This window comes from Segatella sinensis (assembly GCF_040095255.1).
Classification (GTDB): Bacteria; Bacteroidota; Bacteroidia; order Bacteroidales; family Bacteroidaceae; genus Prevotella; species Prevotella sinensis.
The window spans coordinates 22,727-41,196 of sequence record NZ_JBBNGE010000012.1 but is presented as its reverse complement, the minus strand read 5'-3'; the positions used below and the strand labels follow the sequence as shown (position 1 = coordinate 41,196).

The following is an 18,470-nucleotide window of genomic DNA, read 5'->3' as shown; positions in this document are numbered from 1 at the left end:
TAATGTTTCTCCTTTATCTGAACGAGTCGGTCAAGAGCTTGATTTCGATTTGCGGACTGATACGTTCGTACAATATATTATATACGGCATCGAGAATCGGCATGTTGACGTGCATGTGGCGATTGATTTCCTTCATACACTTCGTGCCGAAAAATCCCTCGGCTATCATCTCCATCTCTATCTGCGCACTTTTCACGCTATAGCCCTTGCCTATCATGGTTCCGAAGGTGCGGTTGCGGGAGAAGTTGCTGTAACCCGTTACGAGCAGGTCGCCCAGATATACCGAATCGTACATACAACGGTCGATAGGGTGGACGGCAGTGAGGAAGCGATGCATCTCCTGTACGGCGTTCGACATGAGTACCGCCTGGAAGTTGTCACCATACTTCAAACCACCACAGATACCTGCTGCAATGGCATACACGTTTTTCAGCACCGATGAGTATTCGATACCGATGACGTCGCTGGAAGTTTTGGTCTTGATATACTCACTCGCCAAACAGTCGTTGGCGAAGGCATGCGCTTTGTCTGTGTCGCTGCAACCCACGGTGAGGTAACTCAATCGCTCCAAGGCAACCTCCTCGGCATGAGAAGGACCGCCGATACATGCCAGGTTCTCGTATGGTACGTCATAAACCTGATGGAAATATTCCGAGCAGACAAGGTTCTCATCAGGCACGATACCCTTGATGGCTGTGATGATGAACTTGTCGCTGATCCGTGTCTTGAGTTTCTTGAGATGGTTCTTCAGGTAAGGTGATGGGGTAACGAATACGAGTGTATCGTAGTTCTGCACTATCTTGTTGATGTCGGAAGAGAAGAATATCTCATCCACATTGAATCGTGCTGACATCAGATAGGCAGGGTTGTGGCCCATACGCTTGAAGTCCTCGATGCGGTCATCGCGACGCATATACCAACCTATGTGATGAGTATGTCCCACCACAATCTTGGCTATTGCTGTAGCCCAGCTACCGCCGCCAATTATCGCTATTTTACCGCAATTATACATGTTAATGTTGAATGTTGAATGTTGAATGTTGAGTTGGCATACGCCTTTCATGCTGGATGTTGTGAGACTTAATGGCTGTCTGGTTGTAATTTCTTAGTGACAGAAGCAAGAAGACTTACCATTTCATTGGCATCCTTATATATAGATAGGTATAGCTTTTCGTCTAAGTATTTAGTTCGATATAAAAGCTCTATCCAATATAATGTCTCTTTACCTTCTTAGAGAGAAATGTAAACCTTTGCTGCAAAGTCTGCTTTGCTGATTGCTGACTGAGCTTCGGAAAGATTGGCTCCGATACTAGTACCAGAACGAAGGAGTTGTTTGCTTAAAACAAACTCCTTCTTCTCGTTACATAACCATTTGTATAGATTAACGATGCGTACAGCAAAATCCATACTCTTGGTCATAAGTAAATCTTTTGCGCTGCTCATAATTCAACATTCAACAATCAACATTCAACATTACTACGATCAATCCAGCCCTGGATGTCGTCAACAGAAGGTTTGTCATAGCCGAGCTTGTACTTCTTGTTGATTTCTCCAATCTTCTGCTGGAGTCCCTGAACCTTCTCTTCACGGATATCAGAGATGAGGTTGAAACCTGCCTTGCGGAGTACGTATGCCCAATCCTCTGGTACGCCAATCTCTTCCCATTCCTTGATGGTGCTCTGTGGCATCTTCTTCTCTGGCTTCATCTGTGGGAAGAACAGTACCTCCTGAATGAAGGTCTTGCCTGTCATCAGCATTACCAAACGGTCGATACCGATACCGATACCTGATGTTGGAGGCATACCGTACTGGAGGGCACGGAGGAAGTCCTGATCGATGATCATTGCCTCGTCATCACCCTTGTCGGCAAGCTTCATCTGGTCGATGAAACGCTCTTCCTGGTCGATTGGGTCGTTGAGCTCAGAGTATGCATTGGCAAGCTCCTTACCGTTTACCATCAACTCGAAACGCTCGGTCAAGCCTGGCTTAGAACGGTGCATCTTGGTCAATGGAGACATCTCTACAGGATAGTCGGTGATGAAGGTTGGCTGGAGGAAGGTTCCCTCGCAGAACTCGCCGAAGAGTTCGTCGATCAACTTACCCTTACCCATAGTCTCATCTACATCCATACCCTTCTCCTTGCAGAATGCGCGGATTTCTTCCTCGGTCTTGCCGTTGCAGTCGAAACCGGTCTTCTCCTTGATGGCATCGAGGATAGGCAGACGGCGATATGGAGCCTTGAAGCTGATGATGTTGCCATCAATCTCACGCTCTGGCTTGCCGTTGACAGCGATACAGATAGTCTCGAGCAACTTCTCTGTGAATGCCATCATCCAGTTGTAGTCCTTATACTGAACATAAAGCTCCATACAGGTGAACTCTGGGTTGTGGTTGCGGTCCATACCCTCATTGCGGAAGTTCTTGCCAATCTCATAGACACCCTCGAAACCACCTACGATGAGGCGCTTCAGATAAAGCTCGGTAGCAATACGCATGTACATATCCTGATCGAGTGCGTTGAAGTGGGTGATGAATGGGCGGGCAGAAGCACCACCGGCAATGCTCTGCAGGGTAGGAGTCTCTACCTCTGTATAGCCAGCGTTGTCGAGTACGCTGCGCAGAGTGCGCAGTACGGTTGCACGCTGCAGGAAGGTATCCTTCACGCCATCGTTTACGATGAGGTCAACATAGCGCTGACGGTAACGCAACTCAGGATCGTCGAACTTGTCGTAAGCTACACCATCCTTGTATTTCACGATTGGGAGTGGCTTCAAGCTCTTGGAGAGCAGGCACAATTCCTTGGCGTGAACAGAAATCTCGCCAGTCTGTGTACGGAAAACGAAACCCTTTACGCCGATGAAGTCACCGATGTCGAGGAGCTTCTTGAATACAGTATTATAAAGGTCCTTGTTCTCGTCTGGACAAATCTCGTCGCGGGCGATATAGACCTGGATTCTTCCCTTTGAGTCCTGCAACTCAGCGAAGCTTGCTTTACCCATTACGCGGCGACCCATCATACGTCCAGCGATAACTACCTGGCGTGGCTCGTCCTCGTCCTTGAACTCAGCCTTGATATCAGTGCTGAATGCATTGGTTGGAAACTCTGCTGCTGGATATGGATCGATGCCCATCTCGCGCAATGTCTGAAGACTCTGTCTGCGAACAATCTCCTGTTCGCTTAACTCTAAAATGTTCATATTATATTCAGATATATCTTTATATTTTCTTATTTTGGTGCAAAAATACAAATAATTTTCCGAACTTGCACCCTATTTTTATGCTTTTTAATATAATAAGGTGATTTATCTATGCAAAAATTGCACGAGCCTATAGTTTGATGAAGATTTTCTTGTGATACATCCAGACTCCCATCACGGCGTGGATGGCTACAAAGAAGAGGGCGTAGGTGAGCGATGCCACATAATCATCGGTGATGAGGCTGTGAATGCCGGCAAAGATATCTGCCTTGATGCCGAAGCTGCTGAAGAGGATGGCGAGCGCCTCGCTCATCACATAGAGAAAGAGTGGGTTCATGCCAAAGGCGAGCAATCCCCTGGTAAGGATGTTGTCTTTCTGCGTTTTTTTCTGGCTGTCGCCTGTCGCAGCTGAATCGGTAGCTGCACCTCTTCCGTCGATAAACTGTACCAGGATACCCAATATCCAGGATGCGAATCCGCAGGTTACGAATACGTAGCTGGGACTCCAGATGCGCTTGTTGATTCCGAAACCTATCAGGGAGAGTCCGAATCCCAGGGCTACCATCACAAGACCTGCCACTTTCAAGACCTTGATCTTGGATTCTACAGTCTGTCCCGCAATGGAGATGTATTTGCAGCAGAGGAATCCTATCATCGTATGGGCGATGGCTGGAATCGTGCTCAGCAGTCCTTCGGGATCTACCGGACTTCTATGATAGAGATGGTCGATGCCGAAGATGCTTCTATCTACCTGTGCCAGGATGTTGATGGAGGCATCGTATGCATAGCCGTTGCCAAATACCAGGATTCCCATATAGATGACAATCAGTCCGATGATGGTATGGATGAAGTAACGGTGGTTCAGGGTGATGGCAAGCATAGCCACTACTCCGTAGCAGAGGGCGATGCGCTGCAGGACAGCCCAGATTCTGAGGTGGGCAAAGTCTAGCCCACCTCCATTGCATATCATGTCAAACCAGTTGATGCCCAGACCGATGAGGAAGAGCAGGATGGTTCGCTTGGCAATCTTTCTGTAGATGGCGGCAGAAGGCTTGAACTCAGTCTTCTTCAGGGATAGAAAGGTGGACATTCCCATCATGAAGAGGAAGAAGGGAAAGACCAGATCGCATGGGGTGAGTCCATTCCACTTGCTATGCTCCAGGAAACTGTAGTTATGCTCCCCGCCATTGTTTACTAATATCATGAGGGCTACGGTGAGTCCCCGCATCACGTCGAGTGATTTTAATCTGTTCATATTTTACTTGATGAATATCATGATTTATCTGATGGATATCATGAATTACTTGATGAAATGAATGACTTCCTTGGCTATGTCTGCAGGATTTCCCTCTGGCTTCGATGAGTATGGGTTCTTCTGCAGGGTCCAAGGCTCCTCCAGCGCATACCAGTCGATTTTCGGAGCACTAGGCAATGCCAGTTGGAAGAGTTCTGCGGATGTCTTGCCAGCATTCTTGCCACTGCCCAAAGCCTCGTAATCGATGTTCGTGCAAGCCGCCATCTGGTCGGCGAGGGCTTTCATATAGGTACTCCAGCGCTTGTAGTAGAAGTCCTTCAGCAATCCTTGCCATTCCTTATGTCCGTAATCTCGCAAACCGCCATCATCAGCACAGACGCGGTTGCCCCACGTGGTAATCTGTACGCGGGCATTCCATTCGTAGAGGTCTTTCTCTGCTGCGGTCTTACCCAGGTTGCGTGCTTCCTCTATCCAGTGTCCCAGACGGAATTCCGGACGGGTGGCGAGCAGCTTGTCCTGCAGCAGAATCATCTTCAGGAAACGGTCGGCATCCTTGTCAAACTCCTTGCGGGAAAATGATTGATAGTCGGCGATGGTCTTCCAGTACTGTTTGCGTCCCTGGTCGGCGAGAGCTTGTCGGCAGATATCTACCAGGTCGTACTCATAGTTGTTGTTGCCACGGTATTTGTCTGCTACACTGGCAAAGAGAATGGCTGCCTGTCGGGTATCTTCGGGGTCGTAATAGTTGCGCATCTTCGACCAGCTGGATACCTGGAAGTTGTTGAGCGAAGGGCGACCGCAGAAGATGCTCTCGTGAGTACCCTGCTGGTTGTTGCCCACCGGACAGTTGTAGATGCTCTGCGCCAGGAGTGCCCATGCCTTCTCGATGGTTGCATCGTGCACACCATAGCGGGCATAGCAGTATTCCTTGAGCCAGTCTTCCTTGGTAGTCTTCTCGGCACGCCAAGGCAGTTCGCTCATCAGCTCAAACATCACCGGGTTGTTTTCCGAACCTTCCATCGTGAAGCCCCAACCCTTGAGCGTTTCACGATTATGATTGCTTTCTCCCTTTTTTCCTGTTGCCAGATAGAAGTTGTTCAGCAGCTGGTCCATTCTTCCATGCAGTCCCACATTGCCTCCGAAGTTCTCGAGCATACAGAAGAGCCACTGATGCTTGCCGTAACCGCCATCCCGCTTCAGAATGCTAGGACCGCCAAACATCGGTCGGCATTCTGAGAAGAGGTCGAGTACCAGAATATCGCCAACCTTTAAGTCTTCTATCATCTGAGGACGAGGGTTCTCGTTCCATCCCTGAACCACCCAGACAGCTTTTGGGTTGGCACGCTTCATCGCACTCATCAGCGCCTGTCCAGCCTTGGCATAATCTACGGCAGCATCATCTCCACTCTCATGGAAAGGATCCATCGAGTAGAAATCAGATTTTCCGTAGAGCTTGGTCAGTTCCTTATAATATAGATCGGCGATTTCTGTAAATCTGCTATCGGTAGGAGAGAGGTTGGCAGGACGCTGGTAACCGTTCCATTTGCCGGCATCCGTCACGTTCAGTCCCAGTCTCTTTTTGGCATCGTGAGGCACCATTCCGCAATAGCCCGGTAAGACTGGTTTCATGCCCATCTCCTTCATTCTGGCAAGAATCTTTTTCTGCAGGGTTTCCTGCTGCTTATACCAGTTCTGCGGCAACGGACCTCCCCAGCCTTCCAGATTGTTCATCTCCCACCAGGCAAGAAAGGCTGGTCCGGCGATGAACTTGCCCACTTCTTCCTCAGAATAACCGAGTTTCAGAAGCATATTGCGCCATACGCATTCCGTGCCCACGGCAGCCAGCGGCATGTTGATGCCATGCAATGCCATCCAGTCGATTTCTTTCTGCCATCGGTTCCAGTCCCAGAAAGCCATCGTATAAGAGAAGGTGCAGTAATTGAAATCGTAGCGAAGCTTGAGGTCGGTTTCATGGCGCTCTTTCTGTTTTACGGCAGGAAGAACGTTTGGCAATTTTGGACTCATATTGTTCCAGGTGATGTGGATGCCGGCATGATGTTTCAGATACCAGTTGATACCCACGGCAATATTGACCCAAGAGTTGCCTCGGATGATGATAGGATTGTTTTTGCCGGCAGGTTTAGGCGCAGTGGTGTTCTTGCCATTTCCTGTCTGGTCTATCTCGAAGAAATCCTTGTCCGATTTTACAAGGATGGTCTTGAACTTGGCAGCAGCTCCCTTGTCGATTCGATTCAGAAGATCGTCTGCCGGATTAGCGTATGCTCCCAGAGCAATGGTGCATAATAGTCCTAGAAGTAATTTTTTCATAAAATTGTTTGTTGTTGTTTCAATATGCTGCAAAGATAGTGGAAAAAGCCGATAATGCCAAGCAAAAAGTGCTTAAAAGATTAAAAAAGACTTATTTATTTTGTTTTGTCTTTAATTTGCATTACTTTTGCAGGAAAATGAGGTGAGGAGCTAAGTGATGATATAGCTTGCATACCTCTAAACGACCAACTTTAAATTTTGATAAAGGATGAACATAGATGAATTAGTAAAGAGAATCAGCAAGACCGATGGACTTTCCAAGACTCTCGGCATGCATTTCATATCTACCCCAGAGCCTGATACGCTTCAGGCTTCCATGAAAGTGGATGAGCGTAACCGCCAACCTTTCGGATTCTTGAGTGGAGGTGCCTCTCTGGCTCTTGCCGAGAATGTTGCTGGTATCGGATCCTTGGCTCTGTGCCCTGGTCAGATAGCTGTGGGTATCAATGTGAGTGGCACTCATGTACAGGCTGTTAGTGAAGGCGATACGGTTACTGCATACGCCAAGCTGGTTCACAAAGGCAGAACCCTGCATACTTGGGAAGTTGCAATCAAAAACGCTGCTGATGAATTGATCTGCACCGTACAGGTAACCAACTATGTGTTTACTCCTAAAAAGAAAGATGCTAAGATGCAGGAATCTAAAAAGACAGAAGAATAAGGTATGACAGCATTTGCATATTATCGTTTGCCTTATCTGCATCATGCTCATTATGCCGTGCAGCATGAGGGTGAGCCGGAAGTGCTCTCCTCGGTGGCGGAACTGAATGGCAAGGAGGGGTTTGTGATAGCTCCTTTCTCGCCGTCCGGCGATTGCCCTGTGCTGCTCATTCATCCGGATGAAAGCAAGCTTTTGCCCATCTCTGACGCAAAAGTGATTTCAACATCTGATTCTACTCAGGCAGAAAACGCTTCTGATCGTGATGCCTATGCCGAAGATTTTGAATGCTTTCATCAGGAATTGGAGAAAGGTACTTTCAGAAAGATTGTGTTGGCAAGAAAGGCAACTGTGCGAACTGCTGATAAGAATTTCGAAAGTCTCTTCATGAAGGCGTGCCGGATGTATCCCCGTCTCTTCGTCTCCCTGGTTTATACCCCGCAGTCGGGAATGTGGCTGATGGCTACTCCTGAGATTCTGCTCAAGGGAGAACAGGGAAATATGAGTACGATGTCGCTGGCGGGTACCCAGAAGGCGGAACCGTCCCGCACTGTTGCCGATTATCCGGTGGAGGGCGTGGAATGGTCGCATAAGAATCAGGAGGAGCAACAGTATGTCACGGATTATATCGAAGATTGCATCAAGGCTTTTGCTGACGATTATCAGCTCAAGGGACCTTATACCACGATGGCGGCAAATCTCTATCATCTTCGTACGGATATCAGTTTCCGTCTGCGGGATGAAGGTAGGTTGGGAGATGTGATAGATGCACTCTATCCTACGCCTGCTGTCTGTGGTATTCCGAAGGAGGAAGCCCGCCGGTTTATCCTGCAGCATGAGCACCAGCCCCGCAAATATTATAGTGGTTTTGTGGGACCTGTCTCTCCGCAAGGTAAGACCCATCTCTTCGTTTCCCTTCGCTGCATGAACATCCTGCCGGATGGAGCCTGTGAACTCTATGCTGGTGGCGGATTGCTCAAGGAGAGCGAGATGGAAAAGGAATGGAAAGAGACTGAAGCTAAGATGCAGACCATCAGACGGGTATTGCTTTAGCTGAGATGGTCAGTTCATCAGACGTGTTTTTCTTTGATTAATTATAAAATCTTAATTATAAGTAAGTTCTCGTGTTTAGTAATATCGATAATGTCAATATCCTGACGGGTGTTCTCGCATCTCATGGTGTGAGAAGAGTTGTGGTTTGTCCTGGAAGTCGTAATGCGCCCATCGTACATAATTTTAATGAGATGGAAGGCATTACCTGCTATCCTGTCACCGATGAACGCAGTGCAGGATTTGTGGCTATGGGCATTGCCTTGGGTAATCCGTCACCATGTCCCGATCCGGTAGCGGTATGCGTTACTTCTGGTTCAGCATTGCTCAATCTCTATCCGGCAGTCTGTGAGGCTTTTTATCAGAAACTGCCTATCATCGTGATTTCGGCTGATAGACCTGAAGCTTGGATCGGACAGCAGGATGGACAGACGCTGCCACAAGCCAATGTCTTTGGGACGATGGTCAACAGGAGTGTGAATCTTCCGATTATATCCAATGAGGAGCAGGCATGGTATTGCGAACGGTTGGTGCACGAAGCGGTTATCGATTGCGTGCATCGCAAGATAGGTCCGGTACATATCAATATTCAGCTTTCCGAACCGCTTTATCAGTTTACGGTAGATAAGCTTCCGAAAACTCATTGGGTGGATTATGTGAAGTCCAATCTCTTTGGCGGCAGTTTCCATTATGGTGATATGCTTGATTTCCTGAATGCCAGGAAACCGATGATTGTGGTAGGACAGGATTACCCATGTAGTCAGCTTTACGGCATCAAGCAGATAGATTCATGGGCAGTCACGCTTATCGAACCGACGGCTCTGGGCACATCAAGTGAAGATCCTGCATGCCGGGAATTCTCTAGCGGCCTCCTGGTTACCAATTTTGATGAAGTGCTGAATAAGATGGGGGATGACGAGGATTATATGCCCGATTTTATTCTCTATGTAGGAGGCACTTTGGTGAGCAAGCGTCTGAAACAGTTTCTTCGTCTTGCCGTAAAGAAGGGGGCGAAGGTATGGCGGGCAAGCACCGATGGTGATTACATCGATACCTTTATGCGTATTGACCGCATCTTCCCATGTGATACTACACAGTTGGCAGATGCCATGACCTCTTATGATCAGGTTTATCGGGATGAAGTGGATGCGTATAAGGAACGTTGGGAGAAAGCATTGTGGGCGGCTAAACGTCATGCTTTCGATTATGAACCGTCCTTCAGCAGTATGGCAGCTGTGAAGGCTTTCCAGGCGGAATATCTGGCTCATTCACTGGATGATACTCGTGAGTGCCGTCTCTTTTATGGCAATAGCATGGCTATTCGTCTGGCTTGCATCTATGCCCGCCAGTATGTGCATTGCAATCGGGGTGTAAATGGTATTGAGGGCTCGTTGTCGACGGCAGCAGGCTTGTCTATCTATCTTTCGGAGTATCATCATCCGGATGCCAAGAGCCAGCAGAAGGTATTCTGCGTATTGGGCGACCTGAGTTTCTTCTACGATCAGAATGCTCTCTGGAATCAGAATCTCAATGGTAGCCTTCGCATCCTGTTGCTGAACAATGGCGGCGGAGCCATCTTTGCCAAGTTCAAGGGATTGAAGGAGAGTGCTGCGCGCGAAAAACTGGTGATGGCTGAGCATTGCACCTCGGCTTATCACATCTGCCAGGCACAGAATGTTGACTATCAGAATGCCGATGACATGAGTTCGTTATACGAGGGCATCGACTGGCTCATCCATACCGAGTCTGACAGACCGATGCTTCTGGAGGTGCTAACGGATATAGAAACTGATAATCAGGTAATAGAAAAATATTATAATAGTTTTCAAATATGAGAGAATGGAAAAAGATAGAAGGTTTTGATTTCAAGGAAATCATCTTCGAGGAGTATAATCACATTGCTAAGATTACAATCAATCGTGAGCGTTATCGCAATGCCTTCACCCCATTGACCACCTGGGAGATGGCCCAGGCTTTCAACTACTGTCGTGACTGTCTGGATATCCGTGTGGTTATCCTGACGGGTGCTGGCGACAAGGCTTTCTGTGCCGGTGGTGATATGCATGTGAAGGGCAGGGGTGGATATGTAGGCAACGACGGCGTGCCTCGTCTCAACGTGCTCGATGTGCAGATGCAGATTCGCCGCTTGCCTAAGCCTGTTATCGCCATGGTGAATGGTTATGCCATCGGTGGCGGTCATGTGCTCCATGTGATGTGCGACCTGACCATCGCATCAGAGAATGCCATCTTCGGACAGACCGGTCCTAAGGTGGGAAGCTTTGATGCTGGTTTCGGTTCTTCTTATCTGGCACGAATGGTAGGTCAGAAGAAGGCTCGTGAAATCTGGTTCCTCTGCAAGCAGTATTCTGCAAAAGAGGCAGAGGAGATGGGAATGGTGAACAAGGTGGTTCCTCTCGATCAGTTGGAGGATACCTGTGTAGAGTGGGCTGAAATCATGATGGAGCGTTCTCCTTTGGCTCTCCGTATGATCAAGGCTGGATTGAATGCCGAGTTGGATGGTCAGGCTGGTATCCAGGAGTTGGCTGGCGATGCCACCATGCTCTATTATACCATGGATGAGGCACAGGAAGGCGGCAAGGCATTCCTGGAGAAGCGCAAGCCTCGCTTCGAGGATTATCCTCAGTTCCCATAATAAAAAACTCGGAAGATACATTTCGATATCTTCCGAGTTTTTTTATTTCGTTTTTTATTCGTGAGTAGCGAATCTCTGTTCTGCGAGCTTCTCATACTTGGTTCCTGGCTTGCCATAGTTGGCGTAAGGCCAGATGCTGATGCCGCCGCGAGGAGTAAAGATACCTGTTACCTCGATATACTTTGGATCCATCAGCTTGATGAGGTCCTTCATGATGATGTTCACGCAGTCCTCGTGGAAATCGCCGTGGTTGCGGAAACTGAAGAGATAGAGCTTCAGGCTCTTGCTCTCTACCATCTTCACGTCTGGAATGTAGCTGATGCGAATCTCTGCAAAGTCTGGCTGACCTGTGATAGGGCAGAGGGAGGTAAACTCAGGGCAGTTGAAACGTACCCAGTAATCATTGCCAGGGTGCTTGTTCACGAAGGTCTCCAATACCTCTGGCGCATAATCCATTCTATATTGGGTCTTGGCACCCAGTGCCTTCAACCCATCTTCTTTTCTATCCATTGTTTTATTCTAATGTTAAATGTTAACTTTGTGGGGCGAACTTCTATTGAAAAGACTTTCTTTTTATCCTAGATAGCCCCTAACTTGAAGATGTTGTAGGAGATGTTGTTGTCATACACATCCTCGCCCTCGTGTTTCTTAATCGCATTGACCACACGGATGGTGATAGGCAGCACGATGATTTCATACACGGTCTTCAGTACCACCTGCCAGAGCATCAGCCAAGGCAATTCTGAGGTTGGGACGATTCCACCCAGGGCAAGAGGGAAGAAGATAAAGCTATCGCAACTCTCGCCAGCTACCGTACTCCAGATGGCACGGGCTGAGAAATGCTTGCCGCCATCTCGGATCTTCATCACGCTCATTACGTAGGCGTTGGCAAAGGAACCTACGATGAATGCCACGAAAGAGGCGGCTGCAATGCGGGGAGCCAGACCGAAGATGGCATGGAAGCCGGCATCGTTGGTCCAGTAGGGAGCGGCTGGTATCCAGTCGCAGATGGCACCCAGAGTTACGAAGAAAAAATTCATGGCGAAGCCGGTCCAGATGAGAAGACGGGCTTTCTGGTAGCCCCATACTTCGCATACCACATCGTTGATGATGTAACTTACCGGGAACACGATCAGACCGCCGGTCAAAGAGATGGGACCAACGGCGATTTGCTTTGTTTCGAGCACGTTTGCCGCAATGAGACAAACGCAGAAGAGGATGCTGAAAAGCATGAACAGCACACTCACTTGAGTTGTTTTCTTTTCCATTTTCTTGTTTTTTACGAGGTTTACCAAGCACTCGGATTATTCTAACTTTTTTAATTCGGGCTGCAAAATTACAACATTTCTCTCTAACTGCCAAATCTTTACCCGTTTTTTTTTTGCATAAAAAAAGCCCCAAGTACTATCACTAGCACTTAGGGCGATATGTATTAACTAAACCTAACTTATCGAACAATTAAACCTAACTAAACAATCTAACCTAAACTAAACAATCTATTCAACCAAAACCTAAACTAAACAATCTGCTTATGAAAAACTAACCAAAAACACTTATCCTATTAAAATCTGGCGTGCAATCTTCTGCTCTTCCTGCTGCATCTTAGGCAACTGGATGGTGAGTACACCGTCAGCTACGCTGGCAGAAATCTTCTCCTTGTTGACATCGTCTGGGAGAATCAGGGTCTGCTCAAACTTAGCGTATGAGAACTCGCGACGCAGATAAACGTGCTCCTCCTGCTCAGGCTGATGCTTGTTCTCCATCTTGATGTGGAGATCGCCATTCTCATTGAGGTTTACCTCAAAGTCGTCCTTACGCATTCCTGGAGCTGCAAGTTCTACTGTATATTTTGTCAAAGACTCCTTGACGTTGATGGCAGGGGCTGTAGTATTAGCCTTCTGCATATTACCTTCGTTGAAGAGTCCGTTAAATACCTCTGGTATCCAAGAATTTCTGTACATCATAATCTTAACCTCCGATTCTATTTTTATTTATTATTATTCGTTATTATTTATGTTGTGTAGCGAATTACTGATCCGCTTACACTCCCTCATCTAGCAATCCCCGTACCAAAGTGCAAACTTCTGCCAAAACGTCGGTGAATGGTGTCAAAATGTCCTAGAATGACAGAATTCTTTATGAATTCGATTAATTTCTGCTAATTATAGTTAATGTTTGTTCGTAAGTTTTTGAGTATGTTTTTTTTTCCCTACTTTTACTAATATTAATTTTAATGCAATTGAGTTATGAAAAGGAATTTGTTATTATGGATTTGTTTGTGTATTGCAAATATAGCTTTTTCACAAACTACACATCTTACTGATTTAGGAGTTTTGGCAACTGTAAGTGTAGATTTAAATGCACCGGATTTGCAACGGTTTGTTTTTTCTGTGCCAGAGCCACCAGAAGGAGCAAGCCCTAATGCTGAAATATATGGTCCTGGTCAACCACGAATAATTAGTTATGGTAGTGGAATATGGCAGATATCTGTAAGTGGAGTATTGCTCGATGATGATTCTAATTATGGTGAAGCTGTACTAGAGTTGTGTGTGGATAAATGGTATGATGAAAAAAATGGAAGATACGTAACTTCTATTTCAAATACTGATACTTCAGGAAGGTATTGGCGTTGCTATTATGAAATACGTTTGTTATGGAATAAACTAATGTAATTGCCTATGCGAGTTGTTTTTATATTGTCTTTATTGGGTTTATGGTGTTCTTTTGGCTTTGCTCAGCTTCCAAAGGATTTTAGAACAGAACAGATTTTTTTGGAATTAGGAAAGACGGAATGGAATCCAGGGGATACACTGGAGGTAAATGGCGTTGTGACTTGTCTGGCTGCTAATCGTTTCTTACCTTATAGTAATTATCTATATATAGAACTCTTGAACAGTCAGGATTCTGTTTTGGTTCGACAGAGGGTGGATTGTAAAAAGGGAGGAAGTTTTAGGGCACGAATTCCTACGGAACGAATTTATTCTGGCTCCTGTTATTTACGCTCTTATACCAATCTGATGAGAAATTTTTCTTCTGAAAGTTTTGCGTATCAACCAGTTTATATCGGAAGCAAGCCTTCATCTCTCAAATCTTTGGATAATGATGAAGTTTCTTGTTATATTTATCCGACGGCAGGAGTTTTGTGCCCTAATAGAATACAGGAGGTTACTGCATCCTTTTTAAACTCTCAAGGTGAACCCTTGGAATCCTTACCGGTAGCTCTGCTTAATGAAGCTGGTGATACAATTAGTTCTGTCAAAACTTCTATTTCTGGATTTACAGTCTTTCATTTTATTCCATTAATGGGTAAAAGATATAGTTTGTCTGTTAACATTTCTGGAAAGGATAAAAGGATCCTGCTGCCTTTTGCTGACGACAAGAAAATGAAAGTGCAATGCTCTGTGAATGGTAATAAGTTATTTTATGAAGTCTTGAATGCAAAAGGTAGGTTGGATAATACTGAACTTTATTTGTTCAGTAGGGAAAATGGTGTTTGTAAGATTGATAAGTTTGGTGAGAGTGGGGTTGTGCTTCTTACGAATAGCCCTAAAATCATAACTCTGTTTCTGACAGATAAGAATCATCAGATTTTATCAGAAACGAGTATTGTCTGTAAGTATCAATATCCGCAATATGTAGATTCGTTGATAAATGAAGCTCAAAGAACCTTTTCCAATGATACGGTTGTATTAGCTGGCAATAGGTATGAGTCCATACGCTTTGTTTCTGATAGCGACAAATGGGTTTCTCATGCAGAAAGTGATTTGTTGTATTTGTCGGATTATAATTCGCCATTGCCTTTTCCCCAAAAAGTATTTCAGAAAAGAACCTCTTCTCGCTTTGCCGATTTGCAGGCATGGATGAATACTGCTAGATTTAAGCGATTTGAACTTTCTGAGGCCCTCTTGAAAGATTCTGCCATATATACTCATCTACCAGAGGAAAATATGCTCATTATTGGAAAGGTTATATCTATAGATGACTTGATGCTAAGAGGAGGAAAGGTTGTTGCCTATAATACAAGGAATGCCTTGGTGTATGACGCACCGGTAGATAAAAAAGGTAGATTTAGAATGGCTGTTGATGACTTTGAGGATGGAGATACCTTTTTTCTGCAGCCTGTAAATGTACGGGAGCAACCAGTCAATGCTGCTATTCATTTTGAAGATATGACTTTTCCTCCAGCTTTTCATCTGATTGAGTCAGGAACGAATCGTATTTTTAGTATTGATGAAAGTGGCGCCAAAAAAGGAAAATTTAAAGACCAATATTTGCCGGAAGTTGTAGTCAAAGCTAAATATCATAGAGAAAAGCCTATGACATCCGCAGAATTTTATGGCGTGAATTACGTGGATCACGATCATATTGAACGACACAATTACCAAACTCTGTTGGATATTTTAAGATCTATGCCAGGAGTAAGGGTATTGTATAACAGTGACGTAAAAGCTGAAAAGAGATTTTCTTTGCAATCTACTAGAGGAAACTCTGCATTGAATGGCTCATCTCTGGTGTTGTTGGTGGATGGAACTCGCCAAGATTACGAAATAGAGTCTGTTCTTGAAATGCCTGCTTTGGAAATAGAATCTGTGAAGCTGCTCAAACCATGGGAAACTCTAGCATACGTGCATGGAGCATTGGAAGGGGCTATTTATGTAAAAACCCGTTTTGGAAATAAAAAAGCTGCAGTCTCTAAAGGTACATATTATAAACCTATGGGATTGTCTATGGTAAAGAGGGGGAATATAAAGCAGATAGGGCAAAGAAAAGACAATTGCCGTATGCTGGTAGATGTTGTTGATGGTGCGGATATCTGGTCTTTTGAATATCCAATGACTTTAAATACAAAGTAATTATAGATTCGACGATAGAGATAATCAAAAAAAGAGGAATCCTCAAAAAACGAGGGTTCCTCTTTTGATAATGAATTGATATATTGTTGTTATACCATAGGTTGCTACCTTATGTCTTTCATCTTTTATTTCTCCATAAACTTCTTGGCAGCTCTGAGCTGGTGTCTCATCACGCTCAGGAACTCCTGGCTCTCCTGCAGTACATTCAGGTAAACCAGCGAAATCTGCATCAGGGAATTATCTGAAAGATGCTGGATGCGGTCGATATGCTTCTTGCGAAGTACGCTGAGCTCATCCTTGCAGGCATCTGCCTCGGCGAGAATCTCGTGGTAGTTCTCGTAGCGGCTGGTCTCAATCTGCTCGCAGCTCATACGCATCAGGTCATTGATTTTCTGGCGTACAGGAGCAAACTCCTTGGTGTATTCTGCAGGGAGTGGATTGAAGTTGTTGTCCACGTGCTCCTTGATTGGGTCAAGCATACGGCGCAGAGAGTAGATGAACTGCTGGTTGCTGTTGGCTCCCAGATGGAACCAGGTGTTGCGCTCGATGGCAATCTCCATAGGTGATTTCTTCAAACCGAGCATCTCCTGGCGACGGTACTTCTTCAGCATATCCTGCTCCTTCTTCAAATCCTTGCTGGCATGACGGAGATACTTAGGATTCTCGTTGGCAAGACCATCCATAATCTGGTTGAACTCGTTGAGTGCAAAGTGGCAGACGAAGCTCTGGGTGCGGGATACCTGGCGACGAAGCAGATCCCATACAATCTCTGGATCGTGTGAGCGCATCATCAACTGGAAGGTGCTGCCCTTGCTCTCTTCCTTTGCCTTCTTGTTATACTGGATGTTGCTGCGGATGAGCAGGAAGATAACCAATGCCATGAAGCAGCTCTGGATTCCTACACCGCCGAAGTGCATGATGAGGCAGACGATGGCACAGGCTGCGAAAGCTACACCGGCTGTGATAAACCATCCACCAATCACACTCAATACACCGGTTACACGGAACACGGCACTCTCACGGCTCCAGGCTCTATCGGCAAGTGAAGAACCCATTGCTACCATAAAGGTTACGTATGTAGTAGAGAGTGGCAACTTCAGATTGGTACCGATGGTGATGAGCATACTTGCCAATACCAGGTTTACGGCAGCACGAACCACGTCGAAGGCTGCGCTCTCTTCCAGCTCTACATCGTTCTTGTCGAATCGGCTGTTGATCCAGTTCATCAGAGCCTTTGGCATAAACTGCTTCAACCATGAATCTGTAGCCTGGCAGTTGCGTACAATCACGCGGGCTGCAGAAGAGCTTCCGAACATCTCGTCACCCTCGTCCTGACGGCTCAAATCCACTGAAGTCTTGATTACGTTCTGAGCCTTCTTGGAAGTTGCCATGGCGATGATCATCACGGCACCGGCAGCGAGAAGATAAACTGGAGTAGTCTTGGCGCTATCCATCAGAGAAGTCATCATAAACTGGTTTGGAGTAGCACCGTTGGCATTTGCCATATAGTCCTGATAAGAAGAAAGACCAGCGAGAGGCACACCGATGAAGTTTACCAGGTCGTTGCCAGCGAAAGCCATTGCCAGGGCGAAAGTACCCATCAACACGGTAAACTTGAAGATGTTGATGCGGCAGAGATGCAGGAACTCCATTACGATGGCAGAACCCACGAAGGTGATGCAGAGCAGCAAGCCTAGGTTCTGGTCGATATAGTCGCGCCATTCTGCTGGCAGGTAAGGACTCTTACCCAATCCCTTCATGAAGATGAAGTAAGAGAGGGCTGTGAAGGCGATACCACCGAAGATGGCGATGCTGTAGCGTGAATGCTTGCGATAGTTAAAGGTGAAGATGATGCGGGAAAGCCACATCACGAAAGCACCAAATATGAAGGCGATGATAACAGATGAGAAGATACCCATGATAACCTCCAAGGCCTTGTTGCTGTTGAGCAGTACGCCATAGTTGAGGCTGTCGTCGCCATACATCTTCAATGTAGCAAGAATGAAGGCTCCTCCCAACAACTCGAACACCAGCGAAACGGTGGTTGATGTTGGCATACCCAGCGTGTTGAACACATCCAGAATGATGATATCCGTCACCATGACGGCTAGGAAGAGCGTCATCACTTCCTCGAAGGTAAAGTGATCTGGACTCATGATACCATGTCGGGCAATATCCATCATTCCCGATGACATGATGGCACCCAGTACCACACCGCAGGAAGCGATGATCAGCACAGTGCGAAACTTAGCCACCTTAGCTCCGATGGCAGATTGCAGGAAGTTGACAGCATCGTTGCTGACTCCCACAAAGAGATCAAACACTGCCAGACAGAGCAGGAAGATCACAATACAAAGATAAATCGTACTCATTATTATATTAATGTTTATTGTTTATTTTTTCCCCTCGTTTTCGGTTGCAAAGGTACGTAAGGGATGTTACAGGTGATTTAAACAGGTGTTACAATCCTGTTAAA

The 18,470-nt window shown here is 46.2% G+C and carries 14 protein-coding genes and 1 pseudogene; 6 read left to right on the top strand and 9 right to left on the bottom strand.

Features of this window, described 5'->3' with window-relative positions; translation table 11 throughout:
* Positions 1-13: 13 nt before the first annotated feature.
* From AAAT87_RS05250 to AAAT87_RS05230, 5 genes and pseudogenes are all read right to left on the bottom strand, one after another.
* A complete protein-coding gene (locus AAAT87_RS05250) occupies positions 14-1,012 on the bottom strand; it encodes an NAD(P)H-dependent glycerol-3-phosphate dehydrogenase (protein WP_089545285.1) in 999 nt (332 codons plus the stop codon).
* A 68-nt stretch (positions 1,013-1,080) separates the two neighbouring features.
* Positions 1,081-1,407 (bottom strand): annotated as a pseudogene (locus AAAT87_RS05245) (four helix bundle protein).
* Positions 1,408-1,460: 53 nt separating this feature from the next.
* Complete coding sequence (gene lysS, locus AAAT87_RS05240; RefSeq protein ID WP_349225830.1) at positions 1,461-3,197, bottom strand: lysine--tRNA ligase; 1,737 nt, start codon at positions 3,195-3,197, stop codon at positions 1,461-1,463.
* A 130-nt stretch (positions 3,198-3,327) separates the two neighbouring features.
* The gene (locus tag AAAT87_RS05235; protein ID WP_296972811.1) at positions 3,328-4,452 is read right to left on the bottom strand and encodes an acyltransferase family protein; all 1,125 of its coding nucleotides are present in this window, start codon (positions 4,450-4,452) and stop codon (positions 3,328-3,330) included.
* Positions 4,453-4,497: 45 nt separating this feature from the next.
* A complete protein-coding gene (locus AAAT87_RS05230; RefSeq protein WP_298531268.1) occupies positions 4,498-6,780 on the bottom strand; it encodes an alpha-N-acetylglucosaminidase in 2,283 nt (760 codons plus the stop codon).
* A gap of 208 nt (positions 6,781-6,988) precedes the next feature.
* Here AAAT87_RS05230 and AAAT87_RS05225 point away from each other — a divergent pair, with 208 nt between their 5' ends.
* The 4 genes from AAAT87_RS05225 to menB all read left to right on the top strand — a co-directional run bounded on the left by AAAT87_RS05225 (position 6,989) and on the right by menB (position 11,141).
* Positions 6,989-7,441, top strand: coding sequence for a PaaI family thioesterase (locus AAAT87_RS05225; protein ID WP_295024473.1), 453 nt, complete (start codon positions 6,989-6,991; stop codon positions 7,439-7,441).
* 3 nt (positions 7,442-7,444) lie between these two features.
* Positions 7,445-8,491, top strand: coding sequence for an isochorismate synthase (locus tag AAAT87_RS05220; RefSeq protein WP_295024475.1), 1,047 nt, complete (start codon positions 7,445-7,447; stop codon positions 8,489-8,491).
* Positions 8,492-8,562: 71 nt separating this feature from the next.
* Complete coding sequence (menD, locus tag AAAT87_RS05215; protein ID WP_349225829.1) at positions 8,563-10,323, top strand: 2-succinyl-5-enolpyruvyl-6-hydroxy-3-cyclohexene-1-carboxylic-acid synthase; 1,761 nt, start codon at positions 8,563-8,565, stop codon at positions 10,321-10,323.
* Positions 10,320-11,141 carry a 1,4-dihydroxy-2-naphthoyl-CoA synthase gene (gene menB / locus AAAT87_RS05210; protein WP_089545278.1) on the top strand — a complete coding sequence of 274 codons (822 nt, stop codon included), beginning with the start codon at positions 10,320-10,322 and terminating at the stop codon, positions 11,139-11,141. Before menD ends, menB begins: the two co-directional genes overlap by 4 nt.
* Before the next feature lie 54 nt (positions 11,142-11,195).
* Here menB and queF read toward each other — a convergent pair whose 3' ends face one another.
* From queF to AAAT87_RS05195, 3 genes are all read right to left on the bottom strand, one after another.
* Complete coding sequence (gene queF, locus AAAT87_RS05205; RefSeq protein ID WP_117661520.1) at positions 11,196-11,651, bottom strand: preQ(1) synthase; 456 nt, start codon at positions 11,649-11,651, stop codon at positions 11,196-11,198.
* Positions 11,652-11,719: 68 nt separating this feature from the next.
* Positions 11,720-12,409 carry a queuosine precursor transporter gene (locus AAAT87_RS05200; protein ID WP_349225828.1) on the bottom strand — a complete coding sequence of 230 codons (690 nt, stop codon included), beginning with the start codon at positions 12,407-12,409 and terminating at the stop codon, positions 11,720-11,722.
* Between the two features lie 285 nt (positions 12,410-12,694).
* Entirely contained in the window at positions 12,695-13,102 is a 408-nt protein-coding gene (locus AAAT87_RS05195) for an Hsp20/alpha crystallin family protein (RefSeq protein ID WP_295024482.1), read from the bottom strand.
* 285 nt (positions 13,103-13,387) lie between these two features.
* Here AAAT87_RS05195 and AAAT87_RS05190 point away from each other — a divergent pair, with 285 nt between their 5' ends.
* Complete coding sequence (locus AAAT87_RS05190; protein WP_349225827.1) at positions 13,388-13,813, top strand: hypothetical protein; 426 nt, start codon at positions 13,388-13,390, stop codon at positions 13,811-13,813.
* A 6-nt stretch (positions 13,814-13,819) separates the two neighbouring features.
* Complete coding sequence (locus AAAT87_RS05185) at positions 13,820-15,994, top strand: TonB-dependent receptor plug domain-containing protein (RefSeq protein WP_349225826.1); 2,175 nt, start codon at positions 13,820-13,822, stop codon at positions 15,992-15,994.
* 125 nt (positions 15,995-16,119) lie between these two features.
* Here AAAT87_RS05185 and AAAT87_RS05180 read toward each other — a convergent pair whose 3' ends face one another.
* Positions 16,120-18,366: an inorganic phosphate transporter gene (locus AAAT87_RS05180; protein WP_349225825.1), complete on the bottom strand. Its 2,247-nt coding sequence runs from the start codon at positions 18,364-18,366 to the stop codon at positions 16,120-16,122.
* Between the last annotated feature and the right edge of the window lie 104 nt (positions 18,367-18,470).